Source organism: Stappia indica, from assembly GCF_009789575.1.
GTDB lineage: Bacteria > Pseudomonadota > Alphaproteobacteria > Rhizobiales > Stappiaceae > Stappia > Stappia indica_A.
Window position 1 is genome coordinate 2,371,830 of the sequence record NZ_CP046908.1, and the last position, 25,438, is coordinate 2,397,267.

The following is a 25,438-nucleotide window of genomic DNA, read 5'->3' on the forward strand; positions in this document are numbered from 1 at the left end:
GCATGCACGGTGTCCTGCCCGCCCCCTCGCAGCGCCGCGCCCGCCCGCCCCTCGGTCTTGCCTTCCGCTTCGCGCTTCGCGAGATGCGCGGCGGGCTGAAGGGCTTCTACGTCTTCATCGCCTGCATTGCGCTCGGTGTTGCGGCGATTGCCGGCGTCGCCTCGGTCTCGCGCGCCCTTGTAGAGGGCATTGCCGCCGAAGGCACCTCGATCCTCGGCGGCGACATGTCGGTGCGCCTGATCCACCGCACCGCAGACGAGCAGGAACTCGCCTGGCTCGACAGCCTCGGCGATCTCTCGCGCATCGCCACCTTGCGCGCCATGGCGCGCGTGCCCAGCAGCGGCGAGCAGACCCTCGTCGAGCTGAAGGCCGTCGACAACGCCTACCCGCTCTATGGCGAGATGCAGCTTTCAGGCGGCGAAGCGCTGGACGCGGCCCTTGCCCAGCAGGACGGGCTCCACGGCGCCGTCGTCGAGCCGGAGCTGCTGGTGCGCCTCGGACTTGAAAAGGGCGACACGCTGGTCCTCGGCCGCGCCAGCCTGCGCATCGCCGACACCATCGCCGCCGAGCCGGACCGCCTCAGCGACGGCATCAATTTCGGCCCCCGGATGATCGTCTCGGATGCGGCGCTGGAGGAGACCGGCCTCGTCCAGCCCGGCAGCCTGGTGCGCTGGCTCTATCGCATCCGCCTCCCCGAGGGCACCTCCAACGCCGCCGTCGAGACGCTGGCCGAGGAAGCCGACCAGCGCTTCCCGCTCGCCGGCTGGCGGGTGCAGTCGCGCGCCAATGCCGCGCCCGGCCTGCAGCGCAACATCGACCGCCTCGCCCAGTTCCTCACCCTTGTCGGCCTGACCGCGCTGGTGGTCGGCGGCGTCGGCGTCGCCAATGCGGTGCGCTCCTATCTCGATGCCAAGCGGCCGGTCATCGCCACCTTCCGCTGCGTCGGCGCCGACGGCGATTTCGTCTTCCGCGTCTACCTCATCCAGATCCTCTGCCTGGCCGGGCTCGGCATCGCCGCCGGCCTCGTCATCGGCGCCCTGATCCCCTATGTCGCCGCCGGCTTCATCACCGCCGTGCTGCCGGTCAAGGCGATCGCCGCGATCTATCCGGCCGAGCTCGGCCTCGGCGTGCTCTATGGCGGGCTCACCGCGCTCGCCTTCGCGCTGTGGCCACTCGGCCGCGCCCACGACGTGCCGCCGAGCCTCCTGTTCCGCGACGATGCCTCCGCCACCCGCACCTGGCCGCGCAAGCGCTACATCGTCGCCACCGCCGCCGCCGTGCTGCTGCTCGCCGGCCTTGCCGTCCTGCTGGCCGGCGACCTGCGCATTTCGCTCACCTATGTCGGCGCGACGGCAGTGGTCTTCGTGCTGTTGATGCTGATCGCGCGCGGCATCATGGCCGCGGCCCGCCGCATGCCGCATCCGCGCGGCGCGGAGTTGCGCCTGGCGCTGGCCAACATCCACCGGCCCGGGGCGCTGACCCCGTCCGTCGTGCTCTCGCTCGGCCTCGGCCTGTCGCTGCTGGTCGCGCTGGCGCTGATCGACGGCAACCTGCGCCGCGAACTCGGCACCACCATCACCCAGAACGCGCCGAGCTTCTTCTTCCTCGACGTGCAGCAGTCCGAGCGCGAGGCCTTCGACGCCCTGCTCGCCCGCGAGGCGCCCGGCGGCACCATCGACGGCGCGCCGATGCTGCGCGGCCGCATCGCGGCGGTCAACGGCGTGCCGAGCGACCAGATCGTCGCCCCGGAAGGCGGCGGCTGGGTCCTGCGCGGCGACCGCGGCATCACCTATGCCGCCGAAAAGCCGGCCAATGCCGTCCTGACCGAGGGCAGCTGGTGGGCGCCCGACCACAGCGGCACGCCGCTCGTCTCCTTCGAGGCGGATGCGGGCACCGATCTCGGCCTGAAGATCGGCGACACGATCACCGTCAACGTGCTCGGCCGCGAGCTGACCGCCGAGATCGCCAATTTCCGAAGGGTCGAGTGGGAATCGCTGGCGATCAATTTCGTCATGGTGTTCTCGCCCAACACCTTCGCCGGCGCGCCGCACACCCACCTGCGCACCCTCGCCTATGCCGACGGCGGGGACGAGGCCCGCGAGCTGGCGCTGCTCAAGACCCTCTCGCAGGAATTCCCGACCGTCACGGCGGTGCGCGTCAAGGACGCGATCCAGCAGGTCAACGCCCTGGTGGAGCAGCTTGCCGTGGCCATCCGGGCCGCCGCCTCCATCACGCTGGTCGCCTCGGTCCTCGTGCTGGGCGGCGCGCTCGCCGCCGGCCACCGGCACCGGGTCTACGATGCGGTGATCCTCAAGACGCTGGGCGCCACCCGCGGCCGGCTGATCGCCAGCTTCTCGATGGAATACGCGATCCTCGGCCTCGTCACCGCCGCGTTCGCGGTGATCGCCGGGGCGCTCGCCGCCTCCTTCGTTCTGGTCGAGATCATGGATGCGACCTTCACCTTCCTGCCCGTGACCGCCTTCGGCGCGGCCCTCGCCGCGCTGGTCCTGACGGTCGGCTTCGGCCTTATCGGCACCTGGCAGGTGTTGGGGCGCAAGCCCGCGCAGGTGCTGCGCAACCTGTAACGGACGCCAGGGAACGGGCGGCGGGGCTCTCCGCCGTCCGCATGTTCTCCCCAGGCGGCCGGCAAGAGGGTTCCAATATGCGCGTATCGCGATAGTCTCGCCGGAGGCTGCCCTGCGTTCCGGGGCGGCGCATGCCATGACACCCCGGGGGACAAGACCATGACCAAGACCCGCCTGCACGCGGCCCGTGCCGCCTTTCTCGCTGCCGCCATCGCCCTTTCCGGCACCGCCGCCCATGCCGAGTCGCCCTTCCATACCGGCGTCTGGCAGGTCAACGAGCCGACGGGCCCGAACGGTCTCGTGGTCAGCGACTGGCTGGTCTTCGAGAACGGGCTGCCGAAGCGCTGGCTCTATCGCCGCGCCGGCACCAACGACCAGAACCAGTTCGACTTCCTCGTGCGCAACATCGGCGAGAGCACCTATGCACCGGTGCAGATCCGCGTCTACCGGACCGGCGACCACGAGATGAAGTACACCACCTTCGTCAAGGGAGCCGAGCCGGTCGAGCATCCGGCCAAGCGCCTGTCCATCCCCAACTACAAGAACTCCTGCCTGTCGGTGGAGAACAAGGGCGAGCGCCTGTTCGGCACCTGGGCGGGGACCACGGCCGCCTCGTTCAAGCGGCTGCGCCTGTCGAAGACCAAGCTGACCATCGACGGCCAGACCCGCAACGTCGAGGTGGCGCCCGTGCGCGTCGGCCGGCTCGGCATCGTCGAGAACGGCCAGCCGGTCGCGTTCCTCACCGATGCGGGCGGCGACTACGCGGTGCTGCAGTGGTTCAAGCCGGGCATCGACACCGCCACCATGGGCGACCCGAAGAAGGAAATCCTCGACTTTGCCCGCGAGGAGATCGTCCGCTGGCCGGGCGGAACCTGCGACCGGCAGATCGCCTCGCGCCTGAAGGCGATGAAATAGGCGGTTCCGACGGTTAACCCCCGCAGCAAAATGACAGAACGGTAATGTTCGCCGATCCGATTGCACCTTGTGGGCTGCCCGGCTTGTGCCCATATTCAGGGGGACGTGCGCGCGACCGTTGCGGAACGCGACGTTCGCATGACAGGCACGGGGTTGCGCAAGGGGCATCACAGGGCTTCCGGCGCGGCCGGGAGACCGCCCGAAAGGGCAACCGTTTCAACGGATAGAGAGGATTTCGATGTCGACCTTCGACCGCAATTCCAACACGAGGTACGCTGCGGCCGGCGCACACGCACAGGCCGGCGTCTATGATGAGGGCCTGCGCGCCTACATGCTGGGCGTCTACAACTACATGGCCCTCGGCCTCGGCATCACCGGTGTGCTGGCTCTGGCCACGGCCTATTTCGCCACCACGCAGGATCCCGCCCAGGCGGCCGCCACGCTCGGCAACGGCACCCTGCTGACCCAGCTCGGCGTCACGCTCTACGGCAGCCCGCTGAAGTGGGTGGTGATGCTTGCCCCGCTGGCCATGGTGTTCTTCCTGAGCTTCCGCATCCAGTCGATGAGCGCCTCCACCGCGCAGACCACGTTCTGGGTCTATGCGGCGCTGATGGGCGTGTCGCTGTCCTCGATCTTCCTCGTCTATACGGGCGGGTCGATCGCACGGGTGTTCTTCATCACCGCGGCCTCCTTCGGTGCGCTGAGCCTCTACGGCTACACCACCAAGAAGGACCTGTCGGGCTGGGGTTCGTTCCTGTTCATGGGCCTGATCGGCATCATCATCGCCTCGCTGGTCAACCTCTTCCTTGCCTCTTCGGCGCTGCAGTTCGCCATCTCGGTGATCGGCGTGCTGGTCTTCGCGGGCCTGACCGCCTACGACACCCAGCAGATCAAGGAAATGTACCATTCGGGCGACGGCTCCGAGGTTGCCAAGAAGAAGTCGATCATGGGCGCCCTGCGCCTGTACCTGGACTTCATCAACCTGTTCCTGATGCTGCTGCAGCTGTTCGGCAACCGCGAGTAATCGCGGGGCCCGACATGGCTCAAACATCGACGAGGGCGCGGCGCAAGCCGCGCCCTTTTCGTTTGTGCCCCCCGCGCATATCCGCCCGGCCGCCCCCGGTTTGCAAAGCGTCCGCGCGCGGCGCCACTGCGTCCATTTTTGCAGCGACGGGCCTCAAACCCCTGTTTTTCAAGGGCGTCGCCGATTGACGAAACCGGCCTCCTCGCGATTATCTCGCCCCGTTCTGTACTCCCTTCCTCACGGTCGAACGGATCCCATGTCCCGCGTTGCCAGAAGACTTGCCCGCGCTGTCCGGGCCTCCACCTGCCTGTCGATCCTGCCCCTCGCCTTTGCCGCCCCCCAGACGGCGGCCATGGCGGACGAATACTCGGCCCAGTGGGGCCTCGGCATGATCGGCGCCCGCATCGCCCACGAACGCGGCTGGACCGGCCGCGGCGTCACCGTCGGCGTCGTCGACAGCGGCATCATCGCCGGCCATCCCGATCTTGAGCCGAACGTCACGCCGCAGTCCTTCAGCGGCCACACCCTCGGCCCGTCCGACGGCGACGTCGTCGGCCACGGCACCCATGTCGCCGGCACCATCGCCGCGCTCGCCAACGGCGTCGGCATGGTCGGCGTCGCGCCGGGTGCGCAGGTCACCTCGTTGCAGCTGTCCGGCCCCACCGGCGACATCGACGAACTCCGCCTCGACAGCATCGCCGCCTCGGCCATTTCCTATGGCCTCGACCACGGCATCCAGTTCTTCAACAACTCCTGGGGCTCCGACCCGATGATGCCGGAGGGCGGCACCGATCTCGAGACGGTCCGCACCTTCTTCCTGAACGAACGCCCGGAAATGATGGCGACCTTCCGCCGTGTCGTCGACCAGGGCGCGGTGCTCGTGTGGGCCAACGGCAATGACGGCCTCCCGAGCGTTGCGCTGGAGCCCGGCCTGCCGCACCTCTTCCCCGAGCTGCGGGCCAACTGGCTGTCGGTCGCCGCCGTCGGCCGCGACGGCACGCTCGCCAACTATTCCAACCGCTGCGGCCTTGCCATGACCTGGTGCCTGTCGGCACCGGGCGGCGGCGACGACGAGGATGCCGACGGCATCTACTCGACCTCCAACACCGGCGGCTATGTCAACATGTCGGGCACCTCGATGGCCGCCCCCCATGTGACGGCCGCGCTCGCCATCGCCCGCGAGATGTTCCCCGACGCCGCCGCCACCGATCTGGCGCAGCTGGTGCTGGCGACCGCCCGCGACGTCGGCGCAGCCGGCATCGACAGCGAATACGGCTGGGGCCTGCTCGACCTTGCCAACCTGACGGCCACTCGCGAGGGCAGCACGGCTTCCGTGTTCAGCCAGTCGCAGACCGCCCAGGCCTCGACCCTGTCGCAGATCGCCGGCACCATCTCGAACCTTGCCGCCGCGCACGGATCGGGCAACGCCATGCCCGGCACGGTCAGCCTGTCGAGCCATGGCGCCGCCCCCGGCGAAGCCGCCCGCTACCGGCTGTGGGGCTCGATGCTCGGCAGCTTCTCCAGCACCTCGGCCAGCGCCGCCGCGCCCGGCAGCATCAGCCGCACCGGCGGCATGCTCACCGGTATCGACGTCACGCTCGCCGACGGCATCGGCGGCGGTGTCGGCATCGGCTTCACCTCGGGCAACAGCCAGGGCGGCGGCAACACGGCACGGGCGACCGGCCTGCACGCGGTCGCCTATGGCAGCTATTCGGCCGGCGGCTTCTTCGCCGACGCGGCCGGCGGCCTGACCCGCTTCGAGACGAGCCGCACCCGCAATGCCATCGCCGGCGCGGGCGGCGCCGTCGCCTTCTCCGGCTCCAGCAATGCCGTCGATATCGGCGCCTGGTCGAATGCCCGCATCGGCATGACCTTCGAGACGATGGGCGCGACCGTGCAGCCCTATCTGCAGACCCGCCTCGTGCACCAGTGGCTGGGCAGCTCGACCGAGACCGGCGCCGGCGTCTTCTCGCTTGCCGCCCCGTCCGCCAATGCCAGCCAGTTCGATGCCGGCGCGGGCGTGCGGGTCGCAGCCCCGGCCATGGCGCTCGGGACTGTCGCAACGGTTGCCCCGGTGATGGACGTCGCCTATGCCCGGGCCATCGGCTCGCTCGGCGACCGCCGCAGCGCCACCATGCTGGGCGCCCCGGTCACCGCCACCGGCAACGGCGTCGGCCGCGACATCGCCCGCCTGTCGGCCGGCGTCGAGGTCAACTCCGCGACCAACGGCCTGTCCGGCACGCTCACCTATGCGGGCGAGTACCGGGCACGCGCCCGCTCGCATGCCCTCGCCGCGCGCATGTCCTACAAGTTCTGACGTTTCGACGGTTCCGTGCTCGCAATCCCTGCGGCACCCCCTTGCGGAGGCCGGCCAGCCTGGCCTCCGCCTTTTCCTCGTCGGTTGGGGCCGGCCAGCCTGGCCTCCGCCTTTTCCTCGTCGGTTGGGGTCGGCCCGCCTGGCCTCCGCTTTTTCCGTCGGTTGGGGCCGGCCCGCTTGGTCGCCGCCTTTTCCTTGCCGGGTCACACCAGGCTGAGGTGACGCTTCTTCTCGAAGACCTTGAGAACCTGAGCGAGGTCGCCGCCGCGCTTGAGGATCACCCCGCCCGTGCCGACGACGGCATAGGCGCCCTGCCGCTTGGCATTGCGCGGCACCTTCTCGATACGAAACAGCGGCATTTCGGAGCTGCGGCGGAAGACCGAGAACACCGCCCGGTCCTTCAGATGATCGATGGCGTAGTCGCGCCATTCGCCGGAGGCCACCCGGTGGCCGTAGACCCGCAGGATCAGGTCGAGTTCGCGTCGGTGGAAGGACACCAGAACCGGGACCGAAGGGGCGGCCGGTGGAGCGGCCGATGGAGCCGCCGGACTGCGGGCAGGCGCGAAGCCGGAGATTGCCGCCGGTTCCGCACCCGGCCTGGATGCCTCTTCATCGAATTCGCTCATCGCGCCTTCTGCCTCGCCGCCCAATGATCAGCCCGTCATCCAGCCGTCATGATGGGCTCCCCTTTCCGCCTTTGGCAAGTCCCGGCCAGTCCGGCCGCGGCCGGCGCCCCCTGCCCCCCTGGCACCGCCCGATATCCGTGCCGTGTATCGACGCGGCAAACCCTTGGGCAAAAATGGCAATTTCAAACAAATTCAGCCCGCTTCCGGGGGTTTTTGCGCCTCGTGTCGATTTCATAGTTTTGCCCCATTGCAGCCAAGACGGTGCCATCTTGGCCGGCGAAATTGGCATCGTTGCATGAGGGACTGACGACAAGGCTTCGGTACGCAACAGCCCCCCAGCCCCCCGGGGTTTTGTCTCAGGCGTTCCCCGACCCGCAAGGGCCGAGACTGCAACCGGAAGGGCCGGCTCCAATGCCGGCCCTTTTCCGTTTCTGCAGCACTTGTTCCCCGTTTCTCCGCTTTTTCCACCTTGTCGGCGACCGCCGTTGATCAGGGCATGCGCAACGGCTTTTGTCGGCCGGCGAAGGGCGCTATCATGTGCTCATGAGTATCGGCCTGACAGCCCTGCGCCCTGCGCTCCACGACGATGCCGAAGCGCTCGCCACCATCCACGAGGATGCCTGGCGATCGACCTATCGGGGTATCATCGACGGCCTGGAGCTGGAGCGGATGATCTCCCGCCGGGGGCCGAAATGGTGGCGCACCGCCCTGTCGCGCGGCGTCCAGATCCAGATCCTCGAAGTCGCCGGCATTCCTGCCGGCTATGCCACCTGGGGCCGCAGCCGCATGCGCGAGCTGCCCTTCGAGGGCGAGATCTACGAGCTCTATGTCCGGCCCGACCACCAGGGTCTCGGCTTCGGCAGCGAGCTCTTCACCGCCACCCGCGCGGCCCTGGCCCGCGCCCGCCTCGACGGCCTTGCCATCCGCGTGCTCAAGGACAATGACGAGGCGGTCCGCTTCTACCAGCGCCGCGGCGGCCAGGTCCTGATGACCAGCCGCGAACGCGTCGCCCAGACGACGCTCGACCTCACGGTCTTCGGCTGGTTCGCCGAGGAGCGCTTCTGAAGCGCCCGCCCCTTGCGAAATGCTCAGGCAGCCGCGCCGTACCGTCCCGCCGCCTCGATCCAGCCCTTGCGCTTTTTCTCGTCCGAGCCCTGCACCGGCGCGAAGGTGCGAAAGCGCACCGGCGAGAAACCGCAGAACTCCAGGATCTGCTTGCGCATCACCCGGAAACCGGGCGTCCACAGCAGGAAGCGCAGATACCAGGGCGGCGTGTCGGAGGTGACCAGCACCTCGGCCGAGCGCCCCTTCAGCAGCTTGGCCGGCACCATCTGGCCCGGCTCGTAGCGGAAGGCGAAGCCCGGCAGCAGCGCCCGGTCGATCAGCCCCTTCAGCTTGGCCGGCATCGACCCCCACCACAGCGGATGCACGATCACCAGATGCTCGCACCAGGTGATCGCCGCCTGCACGTCGGAAAGGCACGGCTCCAGCACCTTTTCCGGCTTGTAGCCCGACCCCATGTCCGGATCGAACTGCATCTGCGACAGGCGCAGCAGCTTCACCTCGTGCCCGGCACGGGTCGCGCCCTGCACATAGGAGGCGGCCAGCGCGCCGCACAGGCTGTCGGGGCCGGGATGCCCGTCCAGCACGAGAATACGTTTCGCCATTGTCGGTCTTCCTGTTTCGGAGCTAGAATTGACCGCGGTCACAAATTGATGCCGCATTTAATGACCGCGGTCAATAATTGAATCCACAAGAAGGACGCCATGGTCGGACGCCCCCAGAAACGCACCCGCGAAACCCGCGAGAAGATCCTGGCCGAGGCGACCCGCCTGTTCTCAGGCCAGGGCTTCGAGGCGACCAGCGTCGATGCGGTGGCGGAGGCCGCCGGCGTTGCCAAGGCCACCGTCTTCGCCCATTTCGCCGACAAGACCAGCCTGCTGATCGCCGCGCGCACGAGCGACCTGGAGGAGCTGGAGGCAGCTATGCGCGCCCATGTGGCCCGCGCGCCCCTCGGCGAGACCCGCGACTACATTGCCGGCATCTTCCATCCCTGGCTGGCGCTCTACCGCTCCGATCCGGATTTCGCGCGCCTCTATCTCGTCCAGACGACCCTGCGCGACGGTCCCTGGACGCGGCTGTTTCTCGATGTCTGCCAGGCGATGGAGGACTGCACGCGGGATGCGTTCGCGCGGCTGTCGCGCGAGGGCCGCCTTGCCCCCGGCGCCGATCCGGACCTTCTGGCCGAGGGCGTGCTCGCCTTCTTCTACCACATGATCGTCGGCCACAGTCTCGGCGCCCTGCCGGGCGAGGCCGAACAGACCGCCCGGTTCGACGGGCTGCTCGCCACCTGGCTTGCCGCCGGCGCGTCAGGCTGACCCCGCCCGCAGCTTTCCGGGAAACCCGGCCGCCTCGGCAACCGTCTTGACGTCGCGGCCGTTTCCTGAAAAGTTGCAATTGAAACTAATATCCGGCAGCGGCAGGGTCCCTCGGCCGGAACATGGGAGGAAACAATGCGCTTCACGGTGAAATCCGCCGGGTTCGGCCTTGCCGCGCTCGCTTGCGGGCTCGTTGCCGGCCTTGCCGGTGCCCGCGCCGACACCACCCTGGTCATGTCGTCCTGGCTGCCGCCCAAGCATCCACTGGTCGAGAACGCCATGAAGCCCTGGGCCGACGAGGTCGAGAAGGCGACGGAAGGCCGCGTCAAGGTGCGCGTGCTGGCCAAGCCCCTGGGCGCCCCGCCGGCCCATTACGACATGGCCCGCGACGGCGTTGCCGACATCACCTACGGCCTGCATTCCTTCACCCAGGACGACCGGTTCCTGCGCTCGCGCATCGGCCAGTTCTCGCTCCTCGGCAATGACGCGGTCACCGTCTCCAAGGCCTACTGGAAGGTCTATGCGGGCACGCTGGACGCCGCAGCCGAGCATGAGGGCGTCAAGCTGCTCTCCGTCTTCGCCCACGGCCCCGGCATGGTCCACAACAACCAGCGCAAGATCGAGAAGCCGGAGGACTTCGCCGGCCTCAAGCTGCGCACGCCGGGCGGCTACATCGCCGACCTGATGCAGGATCTCGGCGTCGTCACCCAGTTCATGGGTCCGGGCGAGGTCTACGAGAAGCTGTCGCGCGGCGTCATCGACGGCGTCACCTTCCCGATGGAGGCGCTGAAGGCCTTCCGCCTCGCCGACCACCTTTCCTATACGCTCAAGGTTCCCGGCGGCATCTACAACACCTCCTGGTTCCTGGTCATGAACCAGGCCAAGTGGGACGAGATCTCCGACGCCGACAAGGCCGCGATCGAGAAGCTCTCGGGCGCCGCCTTCGCCGAAAAGGCCGGCGCGGTGTGGGATGCGGCCGATGCCGGCGGCATCGCGCTCGTCGCCGAGACCAAGATCGAGGTGCACGAGGCCAACGACGCCGTCCTTGCCGCCATTCGCGAGAAAGCGGCAAAGCACGAAGCCGCCTGGGCCGAGGCGGTCAAGGCGCAGGGCTTCGACGGCGCCGCCGCCTTGGCCGAACTGCGCGCCGAGACCGGCGTCTCCTTCTGAGCCGCCAGGACGCAAGGGCCATGACGCAAACCGCCAACAGCAAGGGCCGGCCGCCGCGCCGGCCCTTTGGTCATGCTCTGGAGACGCTGCTCTCGGCGGCCTCCGGCGCGCTGCTCCTCGCCCTCACCCTCGTCACCTGCATCGACGTGGTCGCCCGCTACTGGTTCAACGCACCCTTGGCCGGCGCCTACGAGCTGACCGAGATCTTCCTCGCCTCGCTCGTCTTCCTCGCCCTGCCGGTGACCACTGGCCGCGGCGAACATGTCGAGGTCGACCTCATGGACATGGTCGCGGGCGGGCGCATCACCCGGGCCGTGCGGCCGGTCACCGGCCTGCTGGTGGCCCTGGTGCTCGCCGTGTTTTCCTGGCGGCTGTTCCTGCATGGGGAGCGGCTCGCCGAGGACGGCGCGGTCAGCGATTCGCTGTCCCTGCCGCTGGCGCCGGTCGCCTTCCTTGCCGCGGCCGCCTGCGCGCTCGCCTGCCTTGCCGCCGTCTTGCGGGCGCTTCGCCCGGACGCCTCCCCACGGGATCCCTCATGACGGAATCGCTCATCGGCTTCGCCGTCCTGCTTGCCCTCATCTTCCTGAAGATGCCGGTGGCCTTCGCCATGGCGCTGGTCGGCATCGCCGGCTTCGCCTGGATGCGCGGGCTCGACGCCAGCCTTGCCATGACCGGCACGCTGGTCTTCGACGCCGGCCTCGCCTATTCGCTCTCCGTGGTGCCGCTGTTCATCTTCATGGGCAACGTGCTCGCCCGCTCCGGCGTCGCCAACGGGCTCTATGCGGTCGCCAACCACGCGACGGCGCGCATGCGCGGGGGCCTCGCCATGGCCTCGGTCATCGCCTGCGGCGGCTTTTCCGCCGTCTGCGGCTCCTCGCTCGCCACCGCCGCCACCATGTCGCGGGTGGCCATGCCCTCGATGCGCCGCTTCGGCTATGCCGACAGCCTGGCCGCCGGCTCCATCGCCGCCGGCGGCACGCTCGGCATCCTCATTCCGCCCTCGGTGATCCTGATCATCTACGGGCTGCTGACCGAGTCCGACATCGGCAAGCTGTTCATCGCCGGCGTGGTGCCGGGCATCATCGGCCTGCTGTTCTATCTCGCCGCCGTGCAGGTCGCCGTCTGGCGCAACCCCGAACTCGCCCCGCCGGCCACCGAAGCCGAACCGCTGACCCGGCGCGACGCGCTCGGCGTCTTCGCCCTGATCGTGCTGTTCGCCATCATCATGGTCGGCATCTATGGCGGCTTCTTCACCCCGACCGAGGCCGCCGGCATCGGCGCCGGCGCCGCCCTGCCGCTCTCGGCCCTGTTCGGCCGGCTCGGCTGGCGGGCCCTTGGCGAGGCCATCGGCGAAAGCACCCGCGCCACCGCGATGATCTTCGCCCTGATCATCGGCGCCGACATCTTCACCAATTTCGTGAACTTCGCCGGCCTTCCCGACGCGCTGTCCGACTTCGTTTCGGATCTCGACGTCAGCCCCTGGCTGGTGATCCTGGCGATCGTCGCCGTCTACATCCTGCTCGGCTGCGTGCTGGAAAGCCTGTCGATGATCCTGCTCACCGTGCCGGTCTTCTATCCGCTGGTGACGGGGCTGGATTTCGGCTCGGGCCTGCTCGCCGATCCCGAGCTGGTGCTGATCTGGTTCGCCATCGTCGTCGTCGTGGTCACCGAGATCAGCCTGATCACCCCGCCCGTCGGCCTCAACGTCTTCGTGCTGCGCAGCGTGCTGGACGACGTCAGCCTGACGACGATCTTCCGGGGCGTCACGCCTTTCTGGATCGCCGACATCTTCCGCCTCGCCCTGCTCGTCGGCGTGCCGTGGATCTCGCTCTGGCTGGTCGTCGCCATGGGGTGAGGTGTCAAAGGTGAGGCTCACGCCTCACCCTGCCGCCTGAGCCCCCCCCCTCAACCGCGATCCTCCAGCACCCTTCGGGCGATCACCTGCGCCTGGATTTCCGCCGCGCCCTCGAAGATGTTGAGGATGCGCGCGTCGCACAGCACCCGGCTGATCGCATATTCCAGCGCGAAGCCGTTGCCGCCGTGGATCTGCAGCGCATTGTCCGCCGCCGCCCAGGCAACGCGCGCGCCGAGCAGCTTGGCCATGCCCGCTTCGAGATCGCAGCGCCGGCCGGAGTCCTTTTCCAGCGCCGAAAAATACGTCAGCTGCCGCGCCGCCATCAGCTCCGCCGCCATCATCGCCAGCTTGTCGGAGACGCGCGGAAAGGCGATCAGCGGCTTGCCGAACTGCACCCGCTCCTGCGCATAGCGCAGCCCCAGGTCGAGCGCGGCCTGGGCGACGCCGAGCGCCCGCGCCGCGGTCTGGATGCGCGCGCCCTCGAAGGTCTGCATCAGCTGCTTGAAGCCCTGCCCCGGCACGCCGCCGAGCAGGTTCTCATGCGCCACCTCGAACCCGTCGAAGGCGATCTCGTATTCCTTCATGCCGCGATAGCCGAGCACCTCGATCTCGCCGCCGGACATGCCCGGCGCCGGGAACGGATCGGCATCCGTGCCGCGCGGCTTTTGCGCGAGGAACATCGACAGGCCCTTGTAGCCCGGCTCCGACGGATCGGTGCGGGCGAGCAGCGTCATGATGTCGGCGCGCACCGGATGGGTGATCCAGGTCTTGTTGCCGTAGATCTTCCACACATCGCCCTCGCGCACGGCGCGGGTCTTCAGCGAGGCAAGGTCGGAGCCGGTGTTCGGCTCGGTGAACACCGCCGTCGGCAGCACCTCGCCGGAGGCGATCCGCGGCAGCCATGTCTGCTTCTGCACCTCGGTGCCCCCGCACAGGATCAGCTCGGCGGCGATCTCCGAGCGGGTGCCGAGCGAGCCGACGCCGATATAGGCCCGGCTCAGCTCCTCCGAGACGACGCACATGCTCTCCTTGCCCAGGCCGAGGCCGCCATATTCCTCCGGGATCGTCAGGCCAAAGACGCCGAGCTCGGCCATCTCGTCGATCACCTCCAGCGGGATATAGGCGTTCTTCAGGTGCCACTCATGCGCATGCGGCACCACCCTGGCGGCGGCGAAGCGGCGCATTTCCTCGCGCACCTGCTCGTAGGTCTCATCGAGCCCCGAGGTGCCGAAGATCGAGTTGCCCTCCTGCTGGCGGATCAGCTCGGCCAGCCGCGCCCGCACCGCCGGCGTGTTGCCGGTGGCGATCAGCTCCTCCACCGCCGCGCTGCGGAAGGAGGCTGCCGCCTCCGGCCCGAGCCCGAGATCGGCAAGGCGCACGACCTCGCCCTGGTTCATCGGGATGCCGCCGAAGACCTGCGCCAGATATTCGGCGAAGGCGAGGCGCACCAGAAGCTCTTCCGTCTCGCCGAAGCGGCTCTCCTCCTCCAGCCGCCCGGCATAGGCGGCGAGCTGGCGCAGCGCCTCCACATAGGTCGCCAGCCAGGCGAGCCCATGGGTCGCACGCTGCTCGGCCTCGAGCTTTTCCGCCGACAGCCGCCCATCGGCCGACACCACGCGGGCGCGCACGCGCACTGCTGCCGCATCGAGCAGCGCACCGAGCGTTTCCACCGCCTCGCCCGCCAGCGCCGTCAGCCGCGTTTCCCGTGCCTCGTGACCGAATTCGCTCGCCAGGGACATGCCTTCCTCTCCATTGCCGTTTCCCGCCGCACCCCGCCCCTCCCGGCGGGCGATGCTGCAGCGCAAACAATATCGCGGCGGCTTGGCGAAGCAATGCTTCTTTTGAAGGAGGTGAAAAGCAATAATATTTCATGCGTTTCGCGACGCAGCATGAAATGCCGGCCACGGCTTGACCCCGGGCGGCGCCTCCCGCAAAAGCGGCGGATGAACCCGTTTCGCCTGCTGCGGTCCGCGCTCGCCACCATCTACGACGCCGTCATGCACATGACGAACGACGACGGCTTCGCGCTGGCGAGCCATGTCGCGCTGTCCTCGCTGCTGGCGCTGTTTCCGTTCCTGATCTTCGTGGCCGCGCTCACCGGCTTTCTCGGCATGTCGGACATGGCCGACCGCATCGCCACGCTGCTGTTCGATGTCTGGCCGGAACAGGTCGCCCGGCCGATCTCCCGCGAGATCCACGTGGTGCTGACCCAGCCGCGCGGCGACATCCTCACCTTCGGCATCATCGCCGCGCTGTGGTTCGCCTCCAACGGCGTGGAGGCCCTGCGCGTTGCCCTCAACCGCGCCTATGGCGTCGGCGAGACCCGCAACTATTTCTACCTGCGCGCCCAGTCGCTGCTCCTGGTGCTGTTCGGCACCTTCGTGCTGATCAGCTTCGCCCTGCTGATCGTCTTCGCGCCGCTGGTCTGGCGCGCCGTCGTCGCCCATGCGCCGCTGCTGGAGCCTTTCACCGCCCGGCTCAACATCTCGCGCTACGTCATCGCCTCGCTGCTGACCCTCGGCGGCCTGTTCGTCGCCCATGCGGTGCTGCCGGACGGCCGCCGCCGGCTGCTCGACACGCTTCCCGGCGTTGCCGCCACGCTTCTTCTGTGGCTGGCCTCGGGCATGGCCTTCGGCGCCTGGCTGGCCGGCTTTGCCGACTACGTGTCGACCTATGCCGGCCTTGCCGGCGCCATGACCGCGCTGATCTTCCTCTACCTGATCTCGATCTGCTTCATCTTCGGCGGCGAGCTCAACGCGGCGATCCTGCGCCGCCGCGCCCGCAAGCTCGCCAGCGTGTGACGGAAAGGCCCTGCCTCAGGCGGGCGTGCGCCGGGTGCCGATCCGCCGCTCGCGGATGATCAGCAACGCGCCGATCACCAGCGCCGCGCCCGCCACCTGCACCAGGGACAGCGTCTCGCCGAACAGCAGGTAGCCCTCCACCGCGGTCGCCACCGGCGCCAGGTAGAACAGGCTCGACACCCGCGAGGCGCTGCCCCGCTTGATCAGGACCATCAGCAGCAGCACCGCCCCGATCGACAGCACCAGGACCAGCCAGGTCATGGCAATGAGCAACTCGCCGGTCCAGGCGATCTGCCAGTCCTCCAGCATCGACAGCGGCATGACCAGCGCCAGCGCGCCGAAATACTGCAGCAATGTCCCCGGGATCAGGTCGATGCCGACGACGAAGCGCTTCTGGTAGATCGTGCCGACCGCGATGCCGGCCGCGGCCGCAAGGCAGGCCAGCACGTTGACCGTCGAAAAACCCGCCGTGTCCGCCCCTGCAAGGCGCGGAACCACCACCAGCAGCAGGCCCAGCGCGCCGACGGCCAGCCCCAGCCAGTGGCGCGGCGCCACGCTCTCGCCCAGCACCGGACCGGCCATCAGCGCCGTCAGCAGCGGCTGCAATCCCAGGAACAGCGCCGTCACACCCGCCGGCATGCCGTTGTCGATGGCATAGAAGATGCCGCCCAGATAGACGCCATGGATCAGCATTCCGGCGACGAAGCAATGCGCCCATTCCCTCCCCCGGCGCGGCCATGTCGCGCGCAGCATCATGGCCAGCGCCAGCATCACCGGCAGAACCAGCGCGAAGCGGATCGTCAGAAAGACGAAGGGCTCGATATGCGGCGCGCCGAGCTTGGAGCCGATGAAGCCGGTCGACCACAGCAGGACGAAGATGCCGGGAACGGCCTTGTCGAAGAACGAGCGCACGGAAGATCCAGTTCATAACGTTGCGGAAGGCGGCGGCAGAAATAGCGAACCCTGCGGCATTTTGTGCCGAAGACCAAAATATCGGCACCGCAGCGCCCAGCTGGTCAGTGGAATGTTAACTTTGCTGGTGGACTTTTGCACAAGGTGGGGACTGACCAGTCGAGGTATGCCTGTGTTGCATTTTCGAGGTTTCGCGTCGGTAGCGACCTTAGTCGGCCGACTGTCCGTGCGCATCAGGATTTTTCTTCTGATCGCCGTCACCATGACAGGCCTTGCCGCCATCGGCGGCGTCTTCTGGTGGAGCCAGACAAGCGTCGAAAGCGCCTTCGCACGGGCCGAGGGCTTTTCCGACCTTGCCGGCACCGTCGCGGACCTTTCCACCGCGGCCGGCACCATGCGTGTCACCGAGAAGACCTATCTCGCCGTCCCTTCCGCCGCGCTCTACCAGTCCTTCACGTCCGAGATCGCCTCGGCGCGCAGCCAGCTCGACGCGGTGCGCGGCCTTGCCGTCGCCGCGCCCTATGCCTCGGAAATCGACCAGGTCGCCCTTGCGCTCGACAATATCGAGGCGACGTTCCGCGACCTGCATTCGGTGCAGCAGCGCCTCGGCCTTGCGGGCGGCGAGGACGGCGCGCGCGGCGCGCTGACCGTCAATGGCGATGCCCTGGTCGCCGGCGTCCAGAAGCTGGCCCGCTTCAAGCGCGGTCCCGAGACCGAGCGGCTGGCCTTTGCCGGCGTCGACCTGCAGCGCAGCGAGAAGGCCTATCTGCTCGACCGCAGCGACGTGAATCTCGGCGGCTTCGAGGTCGCCGCCGCCCGCGTCGAGCGCGCGCTCTCCCGGGCCAAGCTCGACGAGGCGGCAAGCACCGAGCTGACCGGCTTCCTCACCGCCTATCGCGAGGCCTTCGACACCTATACCGGCGCCGGCGGCGAACACACGGCGCTGGTGGAAAAGCTCGAAGCCTTCTTCGACGTGCTGCCGCCCTATCTCGCCCAGCTCCAGGCCGCCGCCGAAAGCGGCCAGGCCGAGGCATCGAGCGCCCTTGCCGAGGGCCGTTCCGTCGCCGCCATGACCATGCTGGCGATCATGGGCCTCACGGTCGCCGTGCTGCTTGCGGCCGGCCTCGTCATCGGCGCCTCGATCTCCGGACCGCTCGCCGCCCTGCGCCGTGCCATGGACCGGCTGGCTGCCGGCGAGACCGATATCGACCTGCCGGAGGCGCGCGGGCGCACCGAGCTCGATGCGATGGCCGCCAGCGTCGCCGTCTTCCGCGACAACGCGCTGGACCGGGGGCAGCTTGCCGCCGCCCAGGAGGCGGAAAACGCCGCCCGCGACCGCCGCATGCGCCATCTCGACCAGTTGATCGCCGGTTTCGAGGCGACCGTCGGCGACGCGCTCTCGCGCCTCGACGGCGCCGCCGAGGAGCTTGCGGGCGCCTCCGGTGCGCTGGACCAGGCGGCCGGGCGCGCAGCCGAGGAAGCAGCCACCGCCGGCAATGCGGTGCGGGTCGCGGCCGACAGCGTCACCTCGGCGGCCTCCGCCTCCGAGGAGCTCAACGTCTCCATCGCCGAGATCGCCGACCAGGCCAACCGCTCGACGCAGGTTGCGGAAAAGGCCGTCGCCAGCGCCCGCGACACCGGCTCCAGCATGAGCGCCCTGTCGCGCACCGCCGACCGGATCGGCCAGGTCATGGGCCTCATCCGCGACATTGCCGAGCAGACCAACCTCCTGGCGCTCAACGCCACCATTGAGGCGGCCCGCGCCGGCGAGCACGGCCGCGGCTTCGCGGTCGTCGCCGCCGAGGTCAAGGAACTGGCCAGCCAGACCGGCCAGGCCACCCAGGACATCGCCCAGCAGGTGGAGGCGATCCAGCAGGCCTCCGCCAGCGCGGTCATGGCCATCGGCGACGTCGAGCAGATCATCGTGCAGATGAACGAGATCGCCGGCTCGGTCGCCGCCGCCGTCGGCCAGCAGAGCATCGCCCTGCGCGAGATCACCGAGAATGTCGCCCGCGCCTCGGAGCGCTCCAGCAGCGGGGCCGAGGCGATGGGCCGGGTGTCCGGCGCCACCGACCATGCCCGCGGCACCGGCGCCATGGTCGGAGACCTGTCCGGCACGCTGGGCGAGCAGGCCCGCCTGCTGCGCAAGGAGATCGGTACCTTCCTGGAGAGCGTGCGCGCCGCCTGACGGTGCGCGCACCCCGCCTCTCCCCCTCTGGCCTCTCCCTCGCCGGCCACTCCCCCTATTGCCACCGCCGGCAATCTCGCCACATAACGCGTGCAGACCGAACGACGGCACGGGCGGACGAAACGCCGCCTTGCCGTTCCCGCCAGCCACGCGCGACGGCCGCCGGCTCCCCGCCGGTCTCGCAGCAAAGCCTCGCAGCAGGCCAGCCGCACGCCAGCCACACGCCAGATTGCCGAAGGAATTCCCATGCAGGACAGCATCGTCATCGTCGGAGCGGGCCAGGCCGGCGCCCAGGCCGTCCAGTCGCTGCGCACCGGCGGCTTCGGCGGCCGCATCGCCCTTGTCGGCGAGGAGCCGCATCCGCCCTACCAGCGCCCGCCCCTGTCGAAGAAGCATCTCGCCGGGGAGATCGACGACGAGGCGCTGCACCTGCGCCCCCCGAGCTTCTACGAGCAGAACGCCATCGACTGCCATTTCGGCAAGGCGGTCGAGGCTATCGACCGCGACATGCGCGCCGTCCTGCTGGCCGGCGGCGAGCAGCTTCCCTATGAGCGGCTGATCATCGCCACCGGCACCCGGCCCCACGCCCTGCCGATCGCCGGCGCCGACCTGCTCGGCGTCGTCACCTTACGCAAGATTTCCGATGTCGAGGCGATGCGCCCCCTGCTGCGCGAACCCGGCCGCGTCGCCATCGTCGGCGGCGGCTATATCGGGCTGGAGGTCGCCGCCGTCGCCCGCACCATGGGCCACGAGGTCACAGTCATCGAGGCGCAGGACCGGGTGATGAAGCGGGTGGTCTCGCCCACTGTTTCCGCCTGGTTCCAGCAGCTGCATGCGGACAAGGGCGTGCAGCTGATGCTCGACACCGGCATCACCGGCTTTTCGGGGAGCGACCGCGTCACCGGCGTGCAGCTTGCCGGCGGCGGCGAGGTTCCTTGCGACATCGCGCTGGTCGCTGTCGGCGCGGTGCCCAACGACGAGCTGGCGGCCGCCTGCGGCCTGGCCACCGGCGACGGCATTCTCGTCGACGATAGCGCGCTCACCTCCGACCCGCTGATCCATGCAGCCGGCGACTGCACCCGCTTCCATTCCGCGCTATACGGCCGCTCGATCCGCCTGGAAAGCGTGCAGAACGCCATCGACCAGGCCAAGGCCGTCGCCGCCTCGATCCTCGGCCAGGAGGTGCATTACGATCCGGTGCCGTGGTTCTGGTCCGACCAGTATGCGGTCAAGCTGCAGATCGCCGGCCTGTCGCAGGACCACGACGAGGCGCGCACCTTCGGCGATCCCTCCTCCGGCTCCTTCTACGTCGCCTATCTCGGCGGCGGGCGCCTGCTTGCCGTCGACAGCATCAACCACCCGCGCTCGCACATGATGGCGCGCCGGGCGATCGGCAAGACCTTCGAGGACGGGCTGCTTCCCGCCGCCTGAAGCTGGTGCTTGTCTGAAACGATAGCGAGGGCCGGCGGCTCAGTCGGCCGCCGCCTCGATGGCCTCCATGTCGTCGTCCGACAGGCCGAAATGGTGGCCGATCTCGTGGATCAGCACATGTGCGATGACGCCGTCCAGCGGCTCGTCATAGGCGCACCAGTAGTCGAGGATGGCGCGGCGATAGAGCCAGACCCGGTTCGGCATACGGCCGCTGAAGGCCTCCGCCCCGCCCTGCGCCAGTCCGATTCCCTCGAACAGGCCCATCAGCTCGAACGGATCCTCGACGCCGACCGACTCCAGCGCCTCGTCCTCGGCGAAATCCGCGACGCGGATCTCGATCTCGCCGCACAGCTCGCGGAATTCAGGGGGAAGTTCGTCGAAGGCAGCAAGCGCGATCCGCTCGAATTCGGCCAGATCCGGCGCCACCAGGCCCGCCCAGCTGCTGCGTTCGTTACCGGCCGCGCGAGATCCCATCTTGCCGCCTCTCCCTTAATTGGCTGTCGGGGCGATGAGGTAGGTCCAGATCAGATAGGCCGCAAGGCCCAGCGCGAAGACCGCGCCCGCGCCCCGGCCGATCTTGCGGCCCAGCCGCTCGATGGGATCGTCCTCGTCGACAGGAGCACCCGTGCGTTTGTGCGCGCCCTCGAAGGTGGTGCGCAGCACGGTCTCGCTCTCGCGCTCGGCCCGGTCGAGCACCGACTGCGCCTCGCGGCGCCGCTCTTCCTCGCGCGGGTCCCTGCCGCTCACGCCGCGCTCCCGCGCCGCCAGGCCCAGGCCGCGCCGAGCGCCAGCACGGCGATGCCGGCGGAGATCACCGCGTTCCAGCCCGCGAACGACAGGCCGAACATCCGCCAGCTCGCCTCGGTGCAGCTCACCACGCGGGTGGAGCGCAGGGCGTTCAGCATGTTGGCGGCCGAATCGGGCATTCCCCCGCCGCCGCCGCAATCCGCCGGGCCCGCCCAAAAGCCCCATTCCGCGCCGGCCTGATAGCCGCCGATCCCTGCGCCCCAGGCGAAGACGCCCGCGACCGCCAGCAGCAGCACGCTCACCACCAGCCGCCCCTGCGCCGGCGTTCCGCGCAGCATGGCGACGAGCGCCAGCACGGCCAGAGGCAGGCCGATATAATAGGGAATGCGCTGCTCCAGGCACAGCTTGCAGGGCACGTAGCCGCCGATCAGCTGAAAGCCCCAGGCCGTCAGGATCGAGGCCAGGCCTCCGGCGATCAGCAGCAGTACCAGCTGCCGGGACGTTCTTGCGGGATCGGTCATCTCACCGCCTCGGTTTCACAGGAAGCGGATTAGCGCGAAGCCGCCGACAAGGCCAATCACGAAGATCGTGAACATCAGGCCGAGGCGCTGCTCGATGAAGGTGCGGATCGGCGGCCCGAACAGGTAGAGCAGGCCGGCGACGGCAAAGAAGCGCAGGCCCCGCGCCAGCACGCTCGCCACCATGAACACCGGCAGGCTCAGCCCCGTCGCGCCGCTGGCGATGGTGATCACCTTGTAGGGAAAGGGCGTCACGCCGGCGATGAAGACGATCCACGCGCCGTACTCGTTGAAATTGCCGCGGAAGGTCTCGAACTTGTCGAGATAGCCGTAGAAGGCGAGGATCGGCTCGGCCAGCTGCAGGAACAGCAAGGCGCCGATGGCGTATCCCGCCGCCCCGCCCAGCACCGAGGTCACCGTGCAAATCGTCGCATAGGCGAACGCCTTCGAGCGCCGCGCGATCACCATCGGGATCAGCAGGATGTCCGGCGGGATCGGGAAGAACGAGCTTTCGGCAAAGGACACGGCCCCGAGCGCCGCCGGTGCGTGGCGGCCCGAGGCGAGCGACATGGTCCAATCGTAGAGGCGGCGCAACATGTCGCCTCATTAGCCGGAAGCGCGGCCCTTGTCATCCGACTTCCGCTGCGGCGCGGTGACCGCAATCGCGCACGGGACAGGCGTCATGTTTCAATTGACGGGGCAAGCGCTGCGGCTATGATCGCGCCGTTTCCCGCGGGCCCCCGTGGCGGAATTGGTAGACGCGACGGATTCAAAATCCGTTTCCCTAACCGGAGTGTCCGTTCGAGTCGGACCGGGGGCACCATTTTCCCTTTCGCACTGCCTTTCGGTTGCCTCGCGGGCCCTTCATCTGCACCTCTTGCGGGGATACCGACGAGGAGGACGCCATGCTTTCCCCCGAAGATCTTGCCGAGAATCGAAGCGAAGACCTTGCCGCCCGCCGCGCCGTCATCGACGCCTGCCTGAAGATGAACGCCTCCGGCCTCAACCAGGGCACCTCCGGCAATGTCAGCCTGCGCCACGGCGAGGGCTTCCTGATCACCCCCTCCGGCATTCCCTACGAGGCGATGCGGCCCGAGCAGGTGGTCCAGGTCCATATGGACGAAAGCTATTCCGGCGACTGGCTGCCCTCGTCCGAGTGGCGGATGCATTTCGACATCTACGCCACCCGCCCCGAGGCCGGCGCCGTCGTCCACACCCATTCGCCCCATGCCACGGCCCTGTCCTGCCTGCGCCGCGAGATCCCGCCCTTCCACTACATGATCGCCGTTGCCGGCGGGCGCACCCTGCGCACGGCCGACTACGCCACCTTCGGCACCCGCGATCTGTCGCGCGCCATGCTGGCCGCGCTGGAGGAGCGCAGCGCCTGTCTTCTGGCCAATCACGGGATGATCTGCTTCGGCCCCGGCCTCGACAAGGCGCTGTGGCTTGCCGGCGAGATCGAGACCCTGTGCCGGCAATACGCCATCGCCCTGACCGCCGGCGACCCGGCGATCCTCACCGACACGGAGATGGACGAGGTCATCGCCCGCTTCGCCAGCTACGGCCGCCAGACGGGCGAACTCGCCGAAGGCGAGGTGCCCGCGGTCGAGGCGCCGCGCCGGCGCGGATGATCCCTATTGCGCCGGCTGCCCCTGCGGCGGCCCGTTCTGCGGACGATGATAGCCCGGCCCCACGGTCAGCGGCCCCTTCGGCGAGGCATCCGCATCCAGCTCGCTGGTGATGGTGGTGTGCTGCACCTCCATCGGCTCGCGCCCGCCATAGTCGTAGAGCCGCAGCTCGACCGCATAGGGCCTGTTCTTGACGACGCCGGTCAGCGGCGGCGTTTCCAGCCCGTAGCGCTGCTCGCCGTGGCGCAGGCGCGTCTCCACCTCCACCGGCGCACCGCCCGCCGGGTTCTCGAACCGCGCCACCAGCCGCGATTGCGAGGGCGTCGGCTTCTGCACGATCACCGTGATGCCGGCGCGGATCTCGCCGAGCCGGTAATAGAACAGGAAGCCGCCGCCGGCGATCCGCACATGGGTCAGGGCCGCCTGCCGGCGCTGGTTGTCGACGACCAGCGCCAGCGCGATCCCCGCCAGCACCACCGCTGTCGCCACCGCCGTGATGCGGAACCAGCGCGTCTTCTCGAACTCGGTCACCGCCACCGCCGTCTCCTCCCGGCCAGCCGTCACATACCGCAACCAGACACCAGATCCCGTTTCCCCTCAAGCTCCGCGAGACGGGCTGAGCCGGCAAACCAAGACGCACTCAGCGCGCCTTTCTGGACAGGCCTTCAGAAAAAAGCTAGAGCCATCGCGAAGGCTGCCGCACACTGGCAGCCGCTGGAACACTGCAACGGGCGAGGCGATGGGCGCGAAACGGGAAGTCGAGCTGAAGCTCGAGCTGGCGAAGGCCGGCCAGCAGAAGCTGAAAGGAGCACCGGCGCCCGAAGGCTTCGCCGCCGAGCGCGCGGTGACGCGCACCCTGCGCTCGATCTATTTCGACACGCCGGACCAGGCCCTGCGCAAGGCGAAATGGTCGCTGCGGGTCCGCCGGGTCGGGCGCAAATGGGTGCAGACGGTCAAGGCCGGCACCGGCGTCACCGGCGGCATGTCGCGTCCGCGCGAGGCGGAGGTGGAGGTCGCAGGCCCGGCGCCGGATCTCACCCTGATCCTCGAGCCGTCGATGCGCGAAGGCCTGTGGCAGCTGATCGACGGCCAGCCCCTGGCGCCGGTCTTCGAGACCGCGATGCGCCGTACGATCCGGATCTTTACCCGCGAAAGCGACGGCAGCACCATCGAGATGGCGCTGGATGCCGGCGAGATCGTCGCCGGCGAAAAGCGGCAAGCCCTGTTCGAGGCCGAGCTGGAGCTGAAATCCGGCGATCCCGCCGCGCTCTTCGAGCTCGCCGGCCGCCTTCCTGCCCTCGCCGGCGCCCGCTTCTCGCGCCTCAGCAAGGCCGGCCGCGGCTATGCGCTCGCCGGCGGGGAACAGCCGCTGGCCGGTCCGGTCAATGCGACGGAGGCCAGCCTTGCGGCGGACACGGCCATCGGCCCGGCCTTTTGCGCCATTCTTCTGTCCTGCATGGACCAGATCGCCGGCAACCGCGACGCGGTGCTCGACAGCGACGCTCCCGAAGGTCCGCACCAGCTGCGCGTCGGCCTGCGCCGCCTGCGCAGCGCGCTGAAGGTGCATCACCCGCTGCTCGATCCCGGCACCCGCAAGGAGCTGGATGCGGCCGCCCGCGACCTTGCCCTTGCCGTCGGCGACTTGCGCGATCTCGACGTGCTGGTCGACGAGATCGTCGAGCCGGCCATGGCGGTCGCCCGGCTCGGGCCGGACACGGCCCTGCTCGACGATGCCGGGCTCGTCCGCCGGGTCGAGGCTGCGCGCCTTGCCGCGCGCAGGTCCCTGCGCGAGCAGCTTTCCGGCCCCGCCGTCAACGAGCTGCTGTTCCGCCTCGGCGCGCTGGCCCATGGCGCCGGCTGGCGCGAGGGCGAAGAGGACGGCAAGGAGGACGCCGCTGGCGATACCACCGTCGGCGCCTTCGCGGTCGAGGCGCTGGAAAAGCGCTGGAAATCGGCGGCCCGGCTGGCCGCGCGCATGGACGAGCTGACGCTGGAGGAGCGCCACGACCTGCGCAAGGAGCTGAAGAAGCTCCGCTATGCGGTGGAGTTCTTCCGCTCCGCCTGGCCTGCGCGCAAGGTCAAGCCGTTCCTCGCCCGGCTCAAGACGCTGCAGGACGTCTTCGGCTATCTCAACGATGTGGTGATGGCGGGCAAGCTCGCCGGCATGATCGCCGCCGTCGGCAGCAGGCCGCAGGTGGGGCCGCAGGTGGAAACCGCCCTTGCCGCCGGCTTCGTGCTCGGCTGGCACGAGGCGCGCGCCGCCCGTGCCTTCGAAAACGCCCGCACCCTGTGGGACGAGACGAAACGCGCCCGCCGCTTCTGGCGCGACTGAGCCTGCCCGGA

Annotated in this window: 23 protein-coding genes and 1 tRNA gene; 15 read left to right on the top strand and 9 right to left on the bottom strand. The window is 69.0% G+C overall.

Annotated elements, in window-relative coordinates; genetic code table 11:
• Positions 1-2: 2 nt before the first annotated feature.
• The 4 genes from GH266_RS11110 to GH266_RS11125 all read left to right on the top strand — a co-directional run bounded on the left by GH266_RS11110 (position 3) and on the right by GH266_RS11125 (position 6,841).
• Positions 3-2,585: an ABC transporter permease gene (locus GH266_RS11110; protein WP_158193961.1), complete on the top strand. Its 2,583-nt coding sequence runs from the start codon at positions 3-5 to the stop codon at positions 2,583-2,585.
• A gap of 159 nt (positions 2,586-2,744) precedes the next feature.
• Positions 2,745-3,500 (top strand): hypothetical protein, encoded by a 756-nt coding sequence (locus GH266_RS11115; protein ID WP_158193962.1) that lies wholly within the window; start codon positions 2,745-2,747, stop codon positions 3,498-3,500.
• Positions 3,501-3,738: 238 nt separating this feature from the next.
• On the top strand, positions 3,739-4,524 hold the full coding sequence (locus GH266_RS11120) for a Bax inhibitor-1/YccA family protein (RefSeq protein ID WP_158193963.1): 786 nt from the start codon (positions 3,739-3,741) through the stop codon (positions 4,522-4,524).
• A 256-nt stretch (positions 4,525-4,780) separates the two neighbouring features.
• The gene (locus tag GH266_RS11125) at positions 4,781-6,841 is read left to right on the top strand and encodes a S8 family peptidase (protein ID WP_158193964.1); all 2,061 of its coding nucleotides are present in this window, start codon (positions 4,781-4,783) and stop codon (positions 6,839-6,841) included.
• A 203-nt stretch (positions 6,842-7,044) separates the two neighbouring features.
• On the opposite strand, the gene GH266_RS11130 is transcribed toward GH266_RS11125, so the two are convergent.
• Complete coding sequence (locus tag GH266_RS11130; RefSeq protein WP_158193965.1) at positions 7,045-7,467, bottom strand: DUF2794 domain-containing protein; 423 nt, start codon at positions 7,465-7,467, stop codon at positions 7,045-7,047.
• Between the two features lie 543 nt (positions 7,468-8,010).
• Here GH266_RS11130 and GH266_RS11135 point away from each other — a divergent pair.
• Positions 8,011-8,532: a GNAT family N-acetyltransferase gene (locus tag GH266_RS11135; protein WP_158196164.1), complete on the top strand. Its 522-nt coding sequence runs from the start codon at positions 8,011-8,013 to the stop codon at positions 8,530-8,532.
• A gap of 23 nt (positions 8,533-8,555) precedes the next feature.
• On the opposite strand, the gene GH266_RS11140 is transcribed toward GH266_RS11135, so the two are convergent.
• Positions 8,556-9,134, bottom strand: a complete 579-nt coding sequence (locus tag GH266_RS11140; protein ID WP_158193966.1) for an NAD(P)H-dependent oxidoreductase — start codon at positions 9,132-9,134, stop codon at positions 8,556-8,558.
• A 99-nt stretch (positions 9,135-9,233) separates the two neighbouring features.
• On the opposite strand from GH266_RS11140, the gene GH266_RS11145 reads away from it, so the two are divergent.
• The 4 genes from GH266_RS11145 (at position 9,234) to GH266_RS11160 (ending at position 12,870) form a co-directional block, all read left to right on the top strand.
• Positions 9,234-9,845, top strand: a complete 612-nt coding sequence (locus tag GH266_RS11145) for a TetR/AcrR family transcriptional regulator (protein ID WP_158193967.1) — start codon at positions 9,234-9,236, stop codon at positions 9,843-9,845.
• A 135-nt stretch (positions 9,846-9,980) separates the two neighbouring features.
• Positions 9,981-11,015, top strand: a complete 1,035-nt coding sequence (locus tag GH266_RS11150) for a TRAP transporter substrate-binding protein (RefSeq protein WP_158193968.1) — start codon at positions 9,981-9,983, stop codon at positions 11,013-11,015.
• Between the two features lie 20 nt (positions 11,016-11,035).
• The gene (locus GH266_RS11155) at positions 11,036-11,554 is read left to right on the top strand and encodes a TRAP transporter small permease (RefSeq protein WP_158193969.1); all 519 of its coding nucleotides are present in this window, start codon (positions 11,036-11,038) and stop codon (positions 11,552-11,554) included.
• The gene (locus tag GH266_RS11160; protein WP_158193970.1) at positions 11,551-12,870 is read left to right on the top strand and encodes a TRAP transporter large permease; all 1,320 of its coding nucleotides are present in this window, start codon (positions 11,551-11,553) and stop codon (positions 12,868-12,870) included. The genes GH266_RS11155 and GH266_RS11160 overlap by 4 nt, the downstream gene beginning before the upstream one ends.
• A 50-nt stretch (positions 12,871-12,920) precedes the next feature.
• Here the strand turns inward: GH266_RS11160 and GH266_RS11165 are convergent, their stop codons facing one another.
• Positions 12,921-14,609 (bottom strand): acyl-CoA dehydrogenase family protein, encoded by a 1,689-nt coding sequence (locus GH266_RS11165; protein ID WP_158193971.1) that lies wholly within the window; start codon positions 14,607-14,609, stop codon positions 12,921-12,923.
• A gap of 204 nt (positions 14,610-14,813) precedes the next feature.
• Between GH266_RS11165 and GH266_RS11170 the strand changes: the two genes are divergently transcribed.
• Complete coding sequence (locus GH266_RS11170) at positions 14,814-15,671, top strand: YihY/virulence factor BrkB family protein (RefSeq protein ID WP_158193972.1); 858 nt, start codon at positions 14,814-14,816, stop codon at positions 15,669-15,671.
• A 15-nt stretch (positions 15,672-15,686) separates the two neighbouring features.
• Here the strand turns inward: GH266_RS11170 and GH266_RS11175 are convergent, their stop codons facing one another.
• Positions 15,687-16,583 (bottom strand): DMT family transporter, encoded by an 897-nt coding sequence (locus tag GH266_RS11175; protein ID WP_209001585.1) that lies wholly within the window; start codon positions 16,581-16,583, stop codon positions 15,687-15,689.
• A gap of 226 nt (positions 16,584-16,809) precedes the next feature.
• On the opposite strand from GH266_RS11175, the gene GH266_RS11180 reads away from it, so the two are divergent.
• Positions 16,810-18,771, top strand: a complete 1,962-nt coding sequence (locus GH266_RS11180; protein WP_158193973.1) for a methyl-accepting chemotaxis protein — start codon at positions 16,810-16,812, stop codon at positions 18,769-18,771.
• 246 nt (positions 18,772-19,017) lie between these two features.
• The gene (locus GH266_RS11185; RefSeq protein ID WP_158193974.1) at positions 19,018-20,202 is read left to right on the top strand and encodes an NAD(P)/FAD-dependent oxidoreductase; all 1,185 of its coding nucleotides are present in this window, start codon (positions 19,018-19,020) and stop codon (positions 20,200-20,202) included.
• Between the two features lie 39 nt (positions 20,203-20,241).
• On the opposite strand, the gene GH266_RS11190 is transcribed toward GH266_RS11185, so the two are convergent.
• From GH266_RS11190 to GH266_RS11205, 4 genes are read right to left on the bottom strand one after another with little or no spacing between them, the layout of a single operon-like run.
• The gene (locus GH266_RS11190; RefSeq protein WP_158193975.1) at positions 20,242-20,676 is read right to left on the bottom strand and encodes a metallopeptidase family protein; all 435 of its coding nucleotides are present in this window, start codon (positions 20,674-20,676) and stop codon (positions 20,242-20,244) included.
• A gap of 15 nt (positions 20,677-20,691) precedes the next feature.
• On the bottom strand, positions 20,692-20,949 hold the full coding sequence (locus tag GH266_RS11195) for a hypothetical protein (protein WP_158193976.1): 258 nt from the start codon (positions 20,947-20,949) through the stop codon (positions 20,692-20,694).
• Positions 20,946-21,470: a disulfide bond formation protein B gene (locus GH266_RS11200; RefSeq protein ID WP_158193977.1), complete on the bottom strand. Its 525-nt coding sequence runs from the start codon at positions 21,468-21,470 to the stop codon at positions 20,946-20,948. Before GH266_RS11200 ends, GH266_RS11195 begins: the two co-directional genes overlap by 4 nt.
• A 15-nt stretch (positions 21,471-21,485) precedes the next feature.
• A complete protein-coding gene (locus tag GH266_RS11205) occupies positions 21,486-22,064 on the bottom strand; it encodes a YqaA family protein (protein ID WP_158193978.1) in 579 nt (192 codons plus the stop codon).
• Between the two features lie 139 nt (positions 22,065-22,203).
• On the opposite strand from GH266_RS11205, the gene GH266_RS11210 reads away from it, so the two are divergent.
• Together GH266_RS11210 and GH266_RS11215 are read left to right on the top strand one after the other, a co-directional pair.
• Positions 22,204-22,290: transfer RNA gene (locus tag GH266_RS11210), tRNA-Leu, on the top strand.
• Positions 22,291-22,372: 82 nt separating this feature from the next.
• On the top strand, positions 22,373-23,098 hold the full coding sequence (locus GH266_RS11215) for a class II aldolase/adducin family protein (protein ID WP_158193979.1): 726 nt from the start codon (positions 22,373-22,375) through the stop codon (positions 23,096-23,098).
• Positions 23,099-23,101: 3 nt separating this feature from the next.
• Here the strand turns inward: GH266_RS11215 and GH266_RS11220 are convergent, their stop codons facing one another.
• Positions 23,102-23,632, bottom strand: a complete 531-nt coding sequence (locus GH266_RS11220) for a hypothetical protein (protein ID WP_158193980.1) — start codon at positions 23,630-23,632, stop codon at positions 23,102-23,104.
• Between the two features lie 202 nt (positions 23,633-23,834).
• On the opposite strand from GH266_RS11220, the gene GH266_RS11225 reads away from it, so the two are divergent.
• Positions 23,835-25,427 (top strand): CYTH and CHAD domain-containing protein, encoded by a 1,593-nt coding sequence (locus GH266_RS11225; RefSeq protein WP_158193981.1) that lies wholly within the window; start codon positions 23,835-23,837, stop codon positions 25,425-25,427.
• Positions 25,428-25,438: the final 11 nt, after the last annotated feature.

Excerpts from the sequence above, each read along its gene's own strand:
- GH266_RS11110 (WP_158193961.1), top strand. The coding sequence starts at position 3 with ATGCACGGTGTCCTGCCCGCCCCCTCGCAGCGCCGCGCCCGCCCGCCC.
- GH266_RS11115 (WP_158193962.1), top strand. The coding sequence starts at position 2,745 with ATGACCAAGACCCGCCTGCACGCGGCCCGTGCCGCCTTTCTCGCTGCC.
- GH266_RS11120 (WP_158193963.1), top strand. The coding sequence starts at position 3,739 with ATGTCGACCTTCGACCGCAATTCCAACACGAGGTACGCTGCGGCCGGC.
- GH266_RS11125 (WP_158193964.1), top strand. The coding sequence starts at position 4,781 with ATGTCCCGCGTTGCCAGAAGACTTGCCCGCGCTGTCCGGGCCTCCACC.
- GH266_RS11130 (WP_158193965.1), bottom strand. The coding sequence starts at position 7,467 with ATGAGCGAATTCGATGAAGAGGCATCCAGGCCGGGTGCGGAACCGGCG.
- GH266_RS11135 (WP_158196164.1), top strand. The coding sequence starts at position 8,011 with ATGAGTATCGGCCTGACAGCCCTGCGCCCTGCGCTCCACGACGATGCC.
- GH266_RS11140 (WP_158193966.1), bottom strand. The coding sequence starts at position 9,134 with ATGGCGAAACGTATTCTCGTGCTGGACGGGCATCCCGGCCCCGACAGC.
- GH266_RS11145 (WP_158193967.1), top strand. The coding sequence starts at position 9,234 with ATGGTCGGACGCCCCCAGAAACGCACCCGCGAAACCCGCGAGAAGATC.
- GH266_RS11150 (WP_158193968.1), top strand. The coding sequence starts at position 9,981 with ATGCGCTTCACGGTGAAATCCGCCGGGTTCGGCCTTGCCGCGCTCGCT.
- GH266_RS11155 (WP_158193969.1), top strand. The coding sequence starts at position 11,036 with ATGACGCAAACCGCCAACAGCAAGGGCCGGCCGCCGCGCCGGCCCTTT.
- GH266_RS11160 (WP_158193970.1), top strand. The coding sequence starts at position 11,551 with ATGACGGAATCGCTCATCGGCTTCGCCGTCCTGCTTGCCCTCATCTTC.
- GH266_RS11165 (WP_158193971.1), bottom strand. The coding sequence starts at position 14,609 with ATGTCCCTGGCGAGCGAATTCGGTCACGAGGCACGGGAAACGCGGCTG.
- GH266_RS11170 (WP_158193972.1), top strand. The coding sequence starts at position 14,814 with ATGAACCCGTTTCGCCTGCTGCGGTCCGCGCTCGCCACCATCTACGAC.
- GH266_RS11185 (WP_158193974.1), top strand. The coding sequence starts at position 19,018 with ATGCAGGACAGCATCGTCATCGTCGGAGCGGGCCAGGCCGGCGCCCAG.
- GH266_RS11190 (WP_158193975.1), bottom strand. The coding sequence starts at position 20,676 with ATGGGATCTCGCGCGGCCGGTAACGAACGCAGCAGCTGGGCGGGCCTG.
- GH266_RS11200 (WP_158193977.1), bottom strand. The coding sequence starts at position 21,470 with ATGACCGATCCCGCAAGAACGTCCCGGCAGCTGGTACTGCTGCTGATC.
- GH266_RS11205 (WP_158193978.1), bottom strand. The coding sequence starts at position 22,064 with ATGTTGCGCCGCCTCTACGATTGGACCATGTCGCTCGCCTCGGGCCGC.
- GH266_RS11215 (WP_158193979.1), top strand. The coding sequence starts at position 22,373 with ATGCTTTCCCCCGAAGATCTTGCCGAGAATCGAAGCGAAGACCTTGCC.
- GH266_RS11225 (WP_158193981.1), top strand. The coding sequence starts at position 23,835 with ATGGGCGCGAAACGGGAAGTCGAGCTGAAGCTCGAGCTGGCGAAGGCC.